This window comes from Spirochaeta isovalerica (genome assembly GCF_014207565.1).
Taxonomy (GTDB): Bacteria; Spirochaetota; Spirochaetia; order DSM-2461; family DSM-2461; genus Spirochaeta_F; species Spirochaeta_F isovalerica.
Window position 1 is genome coordinate 157,587 of the sequence record NZ_JACHGJ010000004.1, and the last position, 15,853, is coordinate 173,439.

At 46.1% G+C, this 15,853-nt stretch carries 11 protein-coding genes; 3 read left to right on the forward strand and 8 right to left on the reverse strand.

Annotated elements, in window-relative coordinates; genetic code table 11:
• Positions 1-12 precede the first annotated feature (12 nt).
• Entirely contained in the window at positions 13-1,794 is a 1,782-nt protein-coding gene (locus HNR50_RS12130) for a YgiQ family radical SAM protein (RefSeq protein ID WP_184747039.1), read from the reverse strand.
• A gap of 80 nt (positions 1,795-1,874) precedes the next feature.
• Positions 1,875-2,507, reverse strand: coding sequence for a hypothetical protein (locus HNR50_RS12135; RefSeq protein WP_184747040.1), 633 nt, complete (start codon positions 2,505-2,507; stop codon positions 1,875-1,877).
• Positions 2,508-2,729: 222 nt separating this feature from the next.
• On the opposite strand from HNR50_RS12135, the gene HNR50_RS12140 reads away from it, so the two are divergent.
• Positions 2,730-3,152 carry a thioesterase family protein gene (locus tag HNR50_RS12140; RefSeq protein ID WP_184747041.1) on the forward strand — a complete coding sequence of 141 codons (423 nt, stop codon included), beginning with the start codon at positions 2,730-2,732 and terminating at the stop codon, positions 3,150-3,152.
• 1 nt (position 3,153) lies between these two features.
• Here HNR50_RS12140 and HNR50_RS12145 read toward each other — a convergent pair whose 3' ends face one another.
• Positions 3,154-4,554 (reverse strand): adenylate/guanylate cyclase domain-containing protein, encoded by a 1,401-nt coding sequence (locus HNR50_RS12145; RefSeq protein ID WP_184747042.1) that lies wholly within the window; start codon positions 4,552-4,554, stop codon positions 3,154-3,156.
• Positions 4,555-4,682: 128 nt separating this feature from the next.
• Between HNR50_RS12145 and HNR50_RS12150 the strand changes: the two genes are divergently transcribed.
• Entirely contained in the window at positions 4,683-5,831 is a 1,149-nt protein-coding gene (locus HNR50_RS12150) for a nucleotide-binding protein (protein ID WP_184747043.1), read from the forward strand.
• Here the strand turns inward: HNR50_RS12150 and HNR50_RS12155 are convergent.
• Complete coding sequence (locus HNR50_RS12155) at positions 5,828-6,385, reverse strand: transposase (protein ID WP_184747044.1); 558 nt, start codon at positions 6,383-6,385, stop codon at positions 5,828-5,830. The two genes, HNR50_RS12150 and HNR50_RS12155, sit on opposite strands and share 4 nt — an antisense overlap.
• 119 nt (positions 6,386-6,504) lie before the next feature.
• Between HNR50_RS12155 and HNR50_RS12160 the strand changes: the two genes are divergently transcribed.
• Entirely contained in the window at positions 6,505-7,344 is an 840-nt protein-coding gene (locus HNR50_RS12160; protein WP_184747045.1) for a DnaJ domain-containing protein, read from the forward strand.
• 62 nt (positions 7,345-7,406) lie between these two features.
• Here HNR50_RS12160 and HNR50_RS12165 read toward each other — a convergent pair whose 3' ends face one another.
• The 4 genes from HNR50_RS12165 to HNR50_RS12180 form a co-directional block, all read right to left on the reverse strand.
• The gene (locus HNR50_RS12165; RefSeq protein WP_184747046.1) at positions 7,407-10,043 is read right to left on the reverse strand and encodes a putative PEP-binding protein; all 2,637 of its coding nucleotides are present in this window, start codon (positions 10,041-10,043) and stop codon (positions 7,407-7,409) included.
• Between the two features lie 15 nt (positions 10,044-10,058).
• The gene (locus HNR50_RS12170) at positions 10,059-11,000 is read right to left on the reverse strand and encodes a hypothetical protein (protein ID WP_184747047.1); all 942 of its coding nucleotides are present in this window, start codon (positions 10,998-11,000) and stop codon (positions 10,059-10,061) included.
• 3 nt (positions 11,001-11,003) lie between these two features.
• Positions 11,004-12,995: a cytoplasmic filament protein CfpA gene (cfpA, locus tag HNR50_RS12175; protein WP_184747048.1), complete on the reverse strand. Its 1,992-nt coding sequence runs from the start codon at positions 12,993-12,995 to the stop codon at positions 11,004-11,006.
• A gap of 127 nt (positions 12,996-13,122) precedes the next feature.
• Positions 13,123-15,837, reverse strand: a complete 2,715-nt coding sequence (locus tag HNR50_RS12180) for a prolipoprotein diacylglyceryl transferase (RefSeq protein WP_184747049.1) — start codon at positions 15,835-15,837, stop codon at positions 13,123-13,125.
• Between the last annotated feature and the right edge of the window lie 16 nt (positions 15,838-15,853).

Below are 15,853 nucleotides of genomic sequence, written 5' to 3' on the forward strand. Positions count from 1 at the left end.
ACCAAGTTTATTCTAATTGACCAGACATTTCGGCCCCCGGCCGATGAGGTCTCCCCGTCCTGCTTTGCGAAGGGCTTTGCGCACCAGAGTCAAGTTTTCCTTCTTCCTGAACTGGAGCAGAGCTCTCTGCATCGCCTTTTCTTCGGAATCCCGCGCCACATACACTTTTTCTCCGGTCAGCGGATGAATGCCTGTAAAGTACATAGCAGTGGAAAGCGTCCCCGGCGTGGGATAAAAATCCTGAACCTGATCGGGGGTAAACTTCATATCTCTCAGATACTCGGCCAGCTCAACGGCCTCTTTCAAACCCGATCCCGGATGGGAGGATATGAAATAGGGAATGATATACTGGTCTTTATTCAGCTCTTTATTGATCTTTATATATTTTGCTGTAAACTCTTCAAAAACCCTGTGGTCCGGCTTACCCATCAGTTTGAGGACCCTGGATGAAACGTGTTCGGGAGCAATCTTCAACTGCCCGCTGATATGATGGCGGCACATCTCCCGGAAAAAGGTGTCATCTTTGTCGGCAAGTATATAGTCGAACCGGACACCGGAACGGATAAAAACTTTTTTAATGCCGTCGATATCCCTCAGTCGTCTCAGCAGATCCACATAGGAACTGTGGTCGGCATTGAGATTCCTGCAGGGTTTCGGATAGAGGCATTGCCTGTCGGGACAGGACCCGCTTTTCTCCTGCCGTTTGCACGACGGGCCGGTAAAGTCGGCCGTGGGGCCGCCCACATCGTGGATATTCCCCTTGAATCCTTTCAGATTCCTGAGATTTTCCGCCTCCCGCACAACCGAATCGTTGGATCGGTCCGTTACAATCCGCCCCTGATGAAAGGTCAAGGCGCAGAAGCTGCAACTGCCGAAGCATCCCCGGTTGTGTATCAGAGAAAACTTAATCTCTTTCAACGCGGGAATACCGCCTTCTTTTTCATAGACGGGATGGGCTTCTTTGACATAAGGCAGTTCGTACACCCGGTCAAATTCATCTGATGAGAGAGGGAATTCCGGTGGATTCTGAACAGCCCACTGGTTTCCGGCTTTCTCCACAAGGATTTTTCCGTAATGGGGATCCGTATTGCCATACTGAACCGCAAAACTGCGGGCGTAGAGCTTTTTATTATCCTTAATATCCTCATAGGATGGAAGAACTTCATGCTCTTTGATCTTCTCAAGTGATGATGTTCGGAAAACCGTCCCTCTAATATTGGTCATATTATTCAGCGGAACGCCTTTATTCATAAGCCCGGCAATGGTCCTGATCTGCTTCTCACCCATACCGTATATGAGCATATCCGCCTTGGAATCCAATAGTATGGAACGGCGGACTTTATCGGACCAGTAATCATAATGTGAGAGTCTGCGCAGAGATGCTTCAATACCTCCGATGATAACGGGAATCCCCTTATAGGCGGCTTTGCACTGTCCCGTGTAGACGATTGTAGCTCTGTCGGGTCTATATCCGCTCTTCCCGCCGGGGGAGTACAGATCATCGCGGCGCGGTTTCTTGCCGACAGAGTAATGATTGACCATGGAGTCTATGTTTCCGGCTGTCACCAGAAAGGCGAGGCGCGGTTCTCCCAGACACCGGAAAGCATCTGTATTTTTCCAATCCGGCTGGGCGATTATCCCGACACGAAAGCCCTCGGCTTCCAGAACCCGGGAGATAACGGCGCCGCCCCAGGAGGGATGATCCACATAGGCATCTCCGGAGATGAGAATGAAATCGCACTGATCCCATCCCCTTTTCTCCATATCTTGTTTATTGACTGGTAAAAAACTCATATATCCTCATATGGTGAAATACAGATCAGGTCGGATTGTTACAGAACCGGGGAAATATAAACGGAAATTTAATTCCGCTCCTATTCCCGGTCGGCAGAGGTGATCACTATAGTGACATTGTTGCTGAGCGTCACTTCTTCCTGAACGAATTTCCCGTCGCGGCTGTCCATGCGGATATCGTAATCGATAAACTCCTCACGGCCGCTCATATAAAACTGACGGGTCGATTTGTTTTCCATGAAATCGTTTTCCAGGAGATTCCCGCCCCAGCTGTTTGACGCGTGAGGAGAAATATAAAGTTCCTGAACTGTACCGCCCGTATTGTTCCTGACCGAAACGACCCACTCATCCTGCCTTCCGACCTGCTCCGCGTCGAGTATATAGGACAGGTCGTCGAGAGTCACTACGACTTTGCGGTGCAGGTTGAGATCGACATTTTTCTTAATATATTCATCCCCGTCCACATCGACGAAGCGGAAATCAAAGAGGAATTCCCCGTTGTAGGACTTGAGATCAAGAATCCTATAGCTGTCTTTCAGAATGACATCAAACGGCTGAAGATCGTCGCTCCAATCTTCCATTCCCGTAGGACTGACATAAATATTGTATAAATCAAAACCGGTTTTATTGATAATTACCGCTTCCTGTGAAAAAAGGAGTGTTGACATTAAGAGATAAAAGGCTGAAATGACTATGATTTTTATCCGGTTCATAGGTTAAGGATATAGTATTTTGACAATGTTTCAAACTTCAGTATTTTTATTTAGTAGATAAATTTCTGAAAATATGATTAAAATTTAAAGAGGCCGGCCGAAAACTTCGGTTTCTGCTCGCCAATGAGTCGTACCGCAGCTTGCGAGGCTGGCCGCAGACCAAGTCTGCTGCTCGCCCATGCAACCAGGGGAACGATCTCAAAGCAACCTAAGGAGGATACTATGGCACAATTTCACAACATAAAAGTGGGAGACCGGTACCTGCGCCAATACAAACTGACTTCTAAAGATACTCCGGCGAATTACGGTGATGGAAACCTCAGGGATCTCTTCTCAACAGGAAGTCTGTCCACAATGATGCTTCACGCCGCCACTCAGGTTATCGATCAGAATCTGCCGGACGGCGTTGTCAGCATCGGTTCCATGCTTCAGATCAACCACGAAGAACCGACGCTGATCGGCATGATGGTTACGGTGGAAGCCACAGTCAAGCAGATCGAAAACAACAAGATTCTCGTTGCGATAAAAGCCTACGACGAAGTGGGAAGCATTTCCCACGGACTGAATGAACGGAAAGTTATCGATTTGCAGTCGCTTATGTCATTAGCTGAAAAACGGGCTGAAATCGTAGGGCGATCGGTTTAATTCACAATTCCTCGATGTCCTCGATATCATCCATTCGTTGTTGATATTCGAGGATACTGGACTTGATGTTCTTGAAGATGAGGGGGAAGATCACATCGTAAAAATAGGTTGACTGCTTGACCGATCCGATTTTGTTATTGAAGTGAGCCAGAATCCACTCTTTTTCCCTTTGGATATATTCATCATAATTTTTATAAACGAACATTTTTTCTTCGTTTATCTCGTTTTCCTTAATTTTGTCCTGTAAAGCCCCCAGCACCTCGAAGACCCGGAAGAGAGAATAGTCTCTGTTTATTTTTTCCGCCGCGATCTCTTCATCTCCCCCAAGATTCGTGAGAAACGCCTTGAATTTCTCCGGGATAAGAAGCCTGAGCAGATTGTTCTTTCTGATATTGATATGAAGAGAATCAAACAGCTCTTCCGCTTTGTTGATGATAAAGCGGTTTCCCCTGTAATAGGTGAACATTTCGAGGATGCGGTCCGCCCCCGCCTCGCCTTTCTGTAGAAGAAGAGACATCTGGTTATGAATATCCTCAGGCAGCCCCGGATTGACCTGGACGCTGTATGTATTGAAGGAAACATTCTTTTTATCTTTGAGATAAACCTTGCTTTCCTTGAAAAGCTCATCTTCCGTAATATTTTTATAGGCCCCGAAAAGAGCACCCGCTTCCCGGCGGAAACGCTCCAGATAAATCCGGGTAACCCCTTCCTCTTTGAGGATCTCGTACATTTGTCTGGTAATACGCAGTCCGCCGACCGGAGCGGAAGACTCCATGCGCTTGGCCTCGATGACGGGATGACCGATAACATCCCAGTGTTTGGCCCCTTCAGGACCGAAATTGCCGATCATAACACTGCCGACATTACAACCGATGCGAATGCGGATCTGAAAAAGGGCATTGAAGGTCGCCGATAAATCGTTGCTGTTCCTCATGGCTTTGATCAATTTGTAAGCCATCTCAATATCCGTTCTGGTACTCTGATCAAAGGAGTTGAGAAGGAAATTGTCATTGGCATGATTGAACAGGGTACAGACCCGCTGCATCTCAACTGACGTATAGAACAGCTCGCGGGCAACATAGTGCCGCTGCTCATCTTCCGTCATATTTTTTGCTTTGGGATCGATAGGGCCGCCGTAGTGGAACATAAGGCTGTCGCCTTCAATTTTATTCAGATACCCGCCGTGTTTTTTCAGCACCCAGTTGAAAGCCGAATACAAACCGTTGAGAATGGTCTGGTTTTCCTGGGCGCTCAGGAATTTTGCCAGATAGGAATAATCGGAAATATCCAGGAAGCCGATGCCGATGATCCGCTCCTCGGACTTGCGTGGAATGGCACCGATATCAGAAATGGCATCGATCAGCTGCTTGGGGAGATAATACTCTTCAATTTCTTTCTGCAATGCTAGAATACTTTTTTGGGAATCATTTAACTGCATACTCTCTTAAATATAAGCGAGGCTCTGATCATTGTCTACTTTAAGAAAAAGGATGTTTGCAATTTACCGGCCTTTGCGGATATTATGAAATCATGGTTATCAACGAAAATGTGGAGCGCAAGATAATTCCCGTCGCGGGAGGGAAAGGCGGAGTGGGAAAATCCTTTCTCAGTACAAGTATCTCACTCTCTCTGGCGACGATGGGAAAAAGGATCATTCTTATAGACCTGGATCTGGGAGGATCGAATATCCATACATGGCTGGGGCTGAAAAACTCCAACCCCGGAATCGGAGAATTCCTCAACAGCAAATCGGTTCTCCTGAGCGATCTGGTTGTCGATACGCCCTATAACAATCTTCAGTATATTCCCGGCGATGTCATGCGTTTTGATATGGCCAACATTACATTCGCCCAGAAGAAAAAGATCATGAAAGCCATACTTCAGCTCGATGCCGACTATATCGTCATTGATCTCGGTGCCGGGAGCAATCACAACGTCATCGACTTTTTCCTCATTTCCAATTCGGGTTTCATGGTGATAACCCCTGAAACGACATCCATCATGAATACCTATAATTTTACAAGAAATATGGTGTTCCGTTTTCTTCAGCGTCTCTTTTCTACGGACAAAGAGGTTATGAAGTACCTGAAGCAGGTTGTGAAACACAATATTCCCGGAGATCCCCAGAGCGTTGATTCCCTCATATCAGGCATTGCCGAATTCGACGGAGCCGCAGCGGAAAAAGCGAGAAACTACCTCTCCATTCTGACACCGGGAATTATAATCAATATGGCGGAGGAGCCGGATGATATTCATATGATCCATGCCCTGCGCAGCCTTATAGAGAAGAACCTCAATGTGCAACTGGAATGCCTGGGCATGATCTTCTACGACAAAGATGTCAAGACGTCATTGAAGGAAAGAGTCCCCCACCTGGTGGAAAACAGCGAATCCATAACGGCGTCCCAGATTTTCCGGATTGCCCAGAAAATCGCCCTTTCGGAAAATTTCCCCGAAATGCCCTATGATCACACGGCTTTCGACAGCACTTTCGATATCACCGAAATTGAAGCGGAAAATGATTTTGAGATTCTGAAAAGCCAGGGATTTTCCAGCGAGGATTATGACGTGGAAAAGCTTCTGGAACTGATAAGAAAACAGAGAGAGATGATTCACGAGCTTCAGGGGACGATCAGCATGCTGTCGAGCCCCGGAAGCGGCGCGGGATTCACTTTTTAATAAACAGGCAGCTGTAATTTTTTAAAGAGAGCTTTAATTGTCACGCTGACCGTTTTGGCATCGGCACGCGGTACATTGGAATTCTGGTTAAGAGCCTTCTGGAAAAATTTCTCCATAAGATCGGCAATATCCTCCACAGGATAACAGACATAAGAGTTGTTCATTCCCGTTTCATTGAGGACGGTAAAAGCCGTATAGGTCTCGACCGGTTCCTTAGCAATGTAGATCCTGTCCTGTCGTTTGGTCCTGTGTTCATCGAGCTCTTTAAAGCGATAGGGTATTTTATGAGCGTCGTCGCGGTAGCAGGGTTCGATCTGCTTATGGGTGTAGCTCACAGGTTCCACAAGAATATAAATTTTCTTACCGTCAGCTTTAAAGACTATACCCTCCTCGGTAGCATAGATATCTTTAACATTATTGTATGCGATGACTTCGTATCTGGTGTAACTTGAGTTCTGATCAAAAAATGAGGTGATGATATAACCGCCTTCCATGGGCAGTTCCTGATCGCTGTATGCACTGAACAAATCTTTAATTCTGAATTTCGGTTCCATTTTTTTCCTCCATTGGAATTAAGTTGAATTTTAATATACTAAGATCAACCTGTCAATTTTCTCATTGGTTTTCACTTGTTCACCCTTGAGGAAAGTTATAAAATTGATCATATCCGACTATGGAACAGAAAGAATCGCTCAGGGTCCTGGGACTCTCGGAAACGTCAACACTGCAGGATCTCTCAACGGTTTTCAGAAAACTGGTCAAAAAATACCATCCGGACCTGAACAGGGACAGAGAGGAATGGTCCACCCGGCAGATGCATCAGCTCAACGAGGCTTATGATGCCGCTTTTACCTATCTGTCCATTCCTGTAGCGGAAAGGATCATTTCCTCTGCCATAAAATCGAGACCGGAGCCGCAGCAACCGCAACACAACTATCGGCGCAAACGCGACCCGCAATTCAGCAGAACGCTGGAAACAGCGCTTCAGTACATGTATTCAGCCATGGAAACCTACTACCAGTACGGTCTGGACAAGATCGCTCTGAGGCGCGAGGGAACGCGGAGGAGCCGGTACAGCTCAGTTATCAGAAAAGTAAAAAAAGGATTTCAACTGCTAAAGCCTCTGGCCGGATCGCCCATGACTGCCGGAGAAGAGGAAGAGCTCGAAATCACAGTAAATTTTTTCCGTTATTTCTACAAAAACATCCATATATTCTCCATTCGCCCGGCCGACAGTACGGCCTATGAACGGAAAGCTTTCCGCCATTTCACCCACGGTTCGGACCTGATTGACAGAATTATAAAAGAAATCATGTTTATCGATTTCGTGGAACCATTCAGAAGAGGGAGACTGAGCGAAAATATCAAACTGGCCGAAGCGGAGCTGAACACAATCATCATTGACTATTCAGAGGCTCTCTGCCTGAGAGAAGCGGAAATAAAGAAAGAGCTTCTCTATACGTTCCTGGACCTCACAGATCTTCAGGACGACGGACGCATCGCTTTTTACTGAAATTGAATCACCGAATTATCATTCAGGCAAAAAAAGCAGCCTCCCGTCAGGGAGGCTGTACATCAACCGTTAAATGCGCTGCGCTGACCCGGCGCGGGATCAACATTCATCTGCGCGAGAGCCAGTTTCGCTATGGGAATGCCATAGGGAGAACAGGACGCATAATTTAGTCCGCAAGATCGGATAAATGGCAGGTTGGCAGGCTCTGCGCCGTGCTCACCGCAAATACCCATTGTAATATCCGGTCTCGTCAGGCGCCCTCTTTCCGCAGCGATGGAAACCATTTCCTTAACCTGTTTACCCAGAACCTTAAAGGGATTTTTCTCCAGCAGGTCAAACTCGTTGTAATTTGTAAAGAAAGAGTTAAAGTCATCTCTGGAAAGCCCGTTGGTCGTCTGGGTTAAGTCATTGGTTCCGAAACTGAAAAAATCGGCATATTTGGCAATCTTGTCCGCATTGAGAACCGCAGCCGGCAACTCAATCATAACACCGACGCGATATTCGATGGCGCGGGCTCCGAGAGTATCGCGAACCTGTTTCTCAATTTCATTGATACCGATAATTTCCGTGCCTTCGATTTTTTTGCCGAAGCGGACAGCCCGGACTTCATTGGCATCCATAATGATGGGAATCATAATTTCCGGAACGACATCAACTCCTTCTTTCTGAAGCCTGTAAGCCGCTTCAAAAATAGCCGAAACCTGCATATTGTAGATTTCCGGATAAGTGATGGCGACACGGACGCCGCGATGACCGAGCATGGGGTTTTCCTCGCCGAGCATATCGCACCGCTGTCGGATCTCCTCTTCAGTCAATTTCGGATTCTGCTTTTTGGCAAAATCGATAAAATCAAGCATACTTTGTCTCGTGTGAGGCAGGAACTCATGGAGCGGAGCATCGAGCAGCCTGATGGTTACGGGATGGCCTTCCATGATTTTAAAGAGGTTATAGAAGTCATCGACCTGCATTGGTCTGAGCAGATCGAGAGCTTTCAGACGTTCCTCAACGGAATCGGCTATTATCAAAGTCCGGAATATGGGAATTCGCTTTTCATTGAAAAACATATGTTCCGTACGGCACAGACCGATACCATCAGCTTTGAAAAGCTTGGCCAGTTCGGCATCTTTGGGCTGATCGGCGTTGGCATGAATATCAAAGTCACCAATATGTTTTTGTATTATTTCCAGAAACTCGAGAATACCGCAATCATTGATACTCGGCTCAATAAGAGCCAGTTTGCTGAAGTAAATCTTCGGCGTATCGTATGAAGGCACATCGAGAGAGATTTCATCGCCTTCTTTAAACTTCTGTCCGTTGATCACTATGTGATCTTTCCTGAATTCCATTTCAGGAAAAACCATGGCCACTTTTCCCAGACTTCTGGCAACAACAGGCGCATGAGAGGCGTATCCGCCCTCTTTTGTCAGAACGCCCCTTGCCACTTCGATGGCTTTAACGTCTTCGGCATAAGTAGAAGGCATAACCAGTATAAAGTCGAGAGGCTGATTCCTCTGCTGGGCCATTTTATACTCTTTCAGGAGCTCATCAGTGGAAAAGTATACTTTTCCCACAGCCGCTCCCATAGCCCCGGCTATTCCGCCCTGAACATAAGGAACATCTTTAGCGGCTTCCTTATCCAGTACAGGATGAAGGATTTCGGCAAAACGCCCCGGCTTCAGCGCGTGAATCAGATAATTATCTTCAATAACACCCTCGCTGTGCAGATCGAGGAGAGTCTTCATCTCGGCCTGTGTCGATTTATCAGAAGCCTCGAACTGGTCGATAACCCAGAGACTTCCATCTTCAATCGTAAAAGTTATTTTCCGGATTTCCTTGAAAGCTCTCTCCAGTTCCGAAGCGATCTGTTTCAAACCATCCAGATAGGGTGCTTTGATCAGAGTGATCTTCTTTCCTTTCTTGCCTTTCGAATCGAAGGAGTTTTCAAAGAACTCCCCGGAAAGCTCGTTCTCACCGGTAACGATATTTCTGGTGTAATAGCTTCCGAAGTAACTTTCCTTACCGTAGTTACCGAAAGTCATAGCCTGTACCAGCAATGCTGAATCGTTTAGTGCTTCATTTCCCTCAAAAAACCGTTTGTAAAGGTTTTCCGCAAATTCAATCTGTTTCCAGGCATCGGTAAAAATATCGAGGGGATAATACTCTTTAGCCTCTTCGATTATCTGTTTGATTTTCGTAACGGCTTTCGCCTTCTGCACTTTACCCAGAAGAGTCTCGAGAGTCTTCTTTCTATCCTCTTCCGTGGTGCTCTTTAGATCCAGTTCGATTATTCTCGATATAACATTTCTGTATTCGTGATAGGCAAAACTTTCGCCGACATAGGCAGCAAACCCGTCAATTGTCGTATCGCAAAGCCCGATATTGTGCAGGCTGAATACAGTATAAACCATATTCAGCATAGGACTGACCACCATTTTAATCAGAAGCGGATTCTGCGGATCTCCGAATTTTTTGTCCAGAAGTTTTCCCATTTTATTAACAGCCTGCTTAATATTAGCGGCATGTTCTTTCGGGGAGTCCTCTTCTGTCGCCAGAAACTCGTTGCTGAGAATGAATCCGGGCAATGTCGGAACGCCCAGCCTCGCCAGATCCATGATTCTCTTTCCGCGGATGCCCATGGTTTCAATCATGTCGGGATCATTTGTATACTCTTCACTACTGAAAGAATAAATTTCGTTCATCTGCCCTTCCCTTTATCAGAATAGATCCAGAGTACTGCCCACGGCGCCTCTCAGAAAAGCTTCAAAGCGGGGGCTTGCACCTTCAAAAAGATATTTCTTCAGTTTTGATACATCTCTGATATCTTCTCCGGCTACGCTGAACATAATCGGGCAGCCGTGTTTGACTTTACCCCATTTGAACAGGGCATTAATGTCGTTTATCTTTTCATCTTCATACCAGACCAGGATTTCCGTACCCGGATGGGATGTCGTATAACTATCGATAATTTTCTTCCAGGCTTCCACATTACCATTATGGAATACCTCATTTGTTACCTGCACTCCGTATTTAGTGGTAACCCGTCGTTTACCGGGAGCCGACTTCGGCGCGGGAGCTTTCGGTTTGCTAACCGGCTCGGGTTCAGGCGCAGAAACGGGAGCGGAACTGCTCTTGTAATCGTCTCTCACAGGAATGTCTTCGCCGTAAAGCAGTTTCAGGAAATCCTCCGCCGCCGCTTTCAAAGTCGCCTCCGGCACTTCTTCACCGGCAGAACCGGCATAGGCAACGAGAAGTTCATCTTTTACCAGCCGTAATCCGTTTTCCAGATTAGCCTGATTTTTGGGATTGATTACAGAGATTTCCGAAGAGGGGTTATAATACAACAAAACCAGCTCTATGGCTGTCCACTGCTTCAATGTCTCTATTAGTTTTTCTGAAAAATTCACTGACTCAATCAGATTGTGGGACTTGAATTGGTAATTAAATTTCTGAATCAGCAGGGAACTTATTATCGGTCTTATCTGATTTTCCTGAATTTCACTTTCATCAAGCGCCTCATTTAAAAGATCGGCCAGGTTTTCGCCTTCATCGATTTCAGAAGAAAACGCCAGTACTCTTTTAAAGTGACGCAGAGCGAGGTTAAACCCCGCTCTGCTTGAAAGTAGATTCAGTTTATTAGCACTGTCTACTTCTATCATAAATTAAAGCTCGCTTAATTCATCCATATTGATTTTTTTGCTGCGTCTCTTGGGAGTCACATCCGCTTTGCCCTTAGCTTCATCGGCAGATGCACCTTTAGCTTTAAGCTGGTCCATGGCATAGCTGCTCTGAGCCACTTCGGAAGCTCCGGGATCAGAAGCAAAACTCTGATTAATATCTTCACGAACTGTCGATCTTCTCCGTTTGAAGGAAGCGAATGCCGCATCCTGGAAACCTTTGGAAACACCGTTAAGGAATTCGTTCAGAACGTTGGCCATCAGGTTAAGAGTGAATTTCTTTCTCTTGATACTTGTGATGTCAACATCGAGAACAAGACCGGGCTGTACGTGATAGGGGTTGATGGCGTAGTCGAAAGATTCGAATTCATTTTCAAGAAAGTCGATTCTCTGATCCATAACCACTCTTGTTTTGGGGTTTTCATAACCGAAAGTTTCGCTGACTTTGCTTCTGGATCTTCTGAGCATTTTTTTGAGAAGCTCTTTCTCGTGCAGATAAGTCTGGTTGAGTTTTTCAACTTCCGTATCATCCGCCTTGAGGAAAAGGATTTCGTTCCAGAGCTTGACTTCCTCTTCGTAAAGAGTTTCAGCATGAGTATTGTGAATACCTTTGTCCTTCAGTACTTTGGTCAGTTTGGGTTTTACTTTAAGCGCCAGGTCATCGAAATCAGTGATCTGTCCCCATTTCTTCTTACCCTGGTACACAACTTCAGCAACATCCCAGATATGAACGACTTCTTTTCTGAACTCTTCCATCTGTCTGTCGTAGTTTTCTCTCAGTTTAACAAGCTGGCTGTGATCGTAGTATTTCAGAGTGATCTGATAGCGCTCATCGGGAAGCACATCACCGTTGGTATCTTCATACTCTCTGATTATGAGCTCTCTGGCGTTTTTCAGGTTCTCGATGTACTGATAACCCATTTTACTGGTGTCGAGAATAGCCGTAATGTTGTTAACAGCAGTATTGAAACCTCTGTTTCTGATGTTTTCGATATCAACGATTTTCTTGATGTTCTCTCTGATGTTCTGAGAATCGAATTCATCTTTGGGTATTTCCGCTCTCAGGCCTTCGATCTTATCAACAAGCTCTTTTGCCATGAAAGTGTATCTTCTGGAATCGGCGTTCTCTTTTTCATCATCAGTGAAATCGGGAACACGCTTGATTCTTTCGAACATCAGTTCGGAATCGGCAAGCTCTTCTTTTCCTTCATCGACGAGCTGGTCCTGGAAGACTTCAACTTCCTTGTCGATCATATCGATGATCGTTTTGGAAATCTGATCTTTGATGATGTACTCTACGGAAGCCTGATACTGGAAGATCGGAGAGATAAGCTCCGAATCCAGGATATTGACAGACAGTTTCACATCAGTGATTGTCTTGGGTTTGATGGGGTTGTCTTTGAAAGCACATTTTACGATGGAGTAAGCGTTTTCACCTCTGATGAAAGCTCCTACATCGGTTTTCTGTCTGAGAAGCGAGTTAGTCTCGTTCTCGAGGTCATTCATACCTCTCTGCATGTGTCCCTGAAGGTGACCATACATGTTGATCATCGATTTCTCGATTTCTCCGGTATTGAATTTATCAGCACCACCGACCTGGTCGAGGAGTTCCGCGATCTCTTTCGGCGTATACCGCGCCAGAGCTTTCGTTTCCTCTTTGTCGACAAAGTTCCTGATTTTTTTAACCATTTCATCTTCAGTTGTGACGATGTAACGGTTGAACATGTTCTGGTAGTTCTGGTTGTAGTAGTTGTAAACTTTCTGTTTCAAACCACCCATAACATCCAGTTCTTTCAGAACTTCAGGAGGCAACTTCGTGGTTACTTCCTTGAGGACTTTTTCAGATTCTTCGGATATTAACCGATCGAATTCTTCATTTTGCTCACGTCCTTCCTGAGCAAGACTGTTTCTAGAACCTACAGCTGAAGGTTTAGTTGGGTGAAATACATTTGGACTTCTAGGAAGATCTCCTGCCATTTGACTCTCCTCGATATAAATTTTTTTATATATTACACAGTAAAAGCACTAAAAAGAAATTTTAGTTGATTGCTCTACTATTTGCCACTTTTACCAATCAAAATACCCCATAATTATGCTTTTTTCTTTAATTTTTTAAAACTTCATGTATTTTTTCACTAAAAGCTTCACATGGTGTATTCTTCATAAGCTTCTCCAGGATACTGACAGCAGCAGCATCACCGGCCTGTGCCGCGCCCCTGTTCTCTTCAAAAACAGGGATATCCCTATCAAGCGTCGTTCTTATATAGCGCGCGGCCATATACCAGATCGCATCGCCCTTTACCACCAGATGAACCGTACCATCGGGCAGCACAATCTCGTTTCCGGGATAGATCCAGTCCGGATCGGCTCCATCGTAAACTTCATAATCCAGATCGCGGTAATTGTTATCCACAGCGATTTTATTGGACACGAGATGAATATCCGCCAGGGAGATGTGATAATCACCCACATTCAGATAAGCCTTCACCTCTTCCGCATTTACTGGCCGGCTCTCCGTTTCCATGACGATCTGACCGGACTGCATCTCCCTATTATCTGTTTCGGAGGAAGAATCCTTAAGCTTTAGTTCCGAATTATTATTTTCTTTATTTTCTTCTTCGGCTTCTGAGGGCTCTCCCTCATTTTCTCCGGGAGATTCGAGGATGGAGCTGCCGGAATCTTCAGTTTCAGCATTGGCTGAGCTATCGGTTCCCGCCGCTCCCGGGGAATCGGAAGTGCCTGTCCCGGCAATGCTCTCTTCTGTATCTGCACCGGCAGGACTTTCAGGTGAACCATTCTCCCCTTCTCCGGCTTTTTCATCAGCAGAGGAAATATCTTCAGCGGTATCTCCCGCAACAGTAGACGAATCCGCAGTTTGACTTTCCTGATTACCGCCTCCCGAGTCTACCGGTCCCGCAGCAACCCTGTCAGCACGGCTTCCGGCTCCGGAGAGGCCTTTATATCCGCCCCAGAGAGCCAATGCCAGCAGAGGGATCAGCAGGAGAAGCAACCAGGCTCTGCGGTTCTTGCCTGAACCCGATTTGAGTCCTTTTCTGCTTGAACCGGGAATTTCGGCATCGCCGGTCAGCTTTTCAGAAATCATGCCACGCTCGTCTTTGATTTCCTGCGTCCGCGTCCGGGTCGGCTGGGCTGGTTTATGCGTTTCGAGGATTTTGTCCACTTCCAGATCGGTCGCCGATTCAAGCATGCCGATCAATTTCAGGAGCCTCTCTTTCTCCTCCTGATAGTAGCGGGGAGAAAGATCCTTATCTGTAAGGATTTCCGATGCCAGCTGGCTGGCCAGGACGTAATCGGCTTTCTTAGCAGTGCTTTTTACAGAGCGGTAGAAAAGACGCGGTGTTCCCGCTGTATAAATATCGGCCGCGACAGGCAGCAGAGGATCGGCTTTAGTCGATTTTATAAGGATGCCTTTAATATCATTCTGAAGAGAATGGATATTCTTGAGAATCTTTCCCTCAATGTCTGCAGACCTCTCCAGTGCCAGGTCGAGTATGCCTAAGGAGTTTTCAAGAAAAAACGTGAGAATGGAATCGGCTTTGAGGGTGAGCTGCTTAAGCATATCGGAAAAATTGAAGACCGAGCTTCTCATGATCAATCCCGATTTAGCTGTTCCGTCGACAACAGATGAAAGCATTTTGAGCAGCTTCTGAATGGCAAGAGAAACTTTATAGTCATCCTCCGTTGAGAAGCCTTTTATCAGAGGCACGAATCTTGATATGTAAAAATCAGTCATTTCATCCAGGCTTCCGGGGGCACCTTTCAGGTTGCAGAGAATACCCTGGGGAATGTGAATGTCCTCGACAGTCCCGTCATGTCTGACGGAAAGGGTTTTTGAATGGCTATTCAGGCCGATCTGCCCGTCGTTGACTGTTTTATCACCTACAAGAAGGGGAAGCGGATATCCCGTGCTTTCGACTTCAAGGTCCCTGCCGCTCTGCCTGACTTTAATTCCGTAAAAGGGTGACGCCCATTTTTCAGAGGTAGCGAGAACACTGGCCCCGGGAAAAAGGGCGCAGATCTTTCTGGCGTAATCGGGGTTTTCGGCCATAACCAGAAAGGGCGTGTTGCGGTAACTGCTTCTCTTAAGCATTTCGATAAGCGAATGAGACGCGTCCTCCCCCTCATCTCCCCCCTTGATCCGGGTGTAATGAACGCTGATCTGATCGGGATCGACTCCGGCGGCCGCGAGGCTGGAAAAGTAATCCCTGTCGAGAGAAGCAGCGAAAAACCTCCCGTTGTGAAAAAGAAGCGTACTCTTTCCGGCGAGAAGAAAACCGCTCTCCCTGAAATCGTGCTTCGTATAGCGCAGAGGATTGCGGGCGAAACTCTTTTTAATTTCATCGCACTGATAAACAAAATGAAAATCCGACTCGGAGCGCTTGTAGAGATCGAAAATCGGTTCTTCTTTGTAATTGAGTTTTATATTTCCATTGTTATAGAAATAAACGACGTCCCGCTGCTCCCGGTCCTTGATTTTATGATAATCCTGCGCACCTTCCGACGGCAGCTCAAAACTGTCCAGATAGGTCTTCATCCGCCCGATAACAGCAGTATCGCCGATATAGCTTATTTCCCGTTTCTTATCGAGTTTCAATTCATAAAGGGGGTTTCCCGTAAAACGGGCGGATATGACCGTATTGGATATGACATCGAGAATTCTGTCATCGATATTCTCCGTATTGCCGACTCTCAGAAAAGGCTTTTCCTCATCGGATTTAATTCCCAGATAAATGATATAACACTCATTGGCAATGTGAAAAATTCTCGAGTTCCGTTTCATGTTCAAACCAGCTGTCATTTTCTTATCCTGTCCG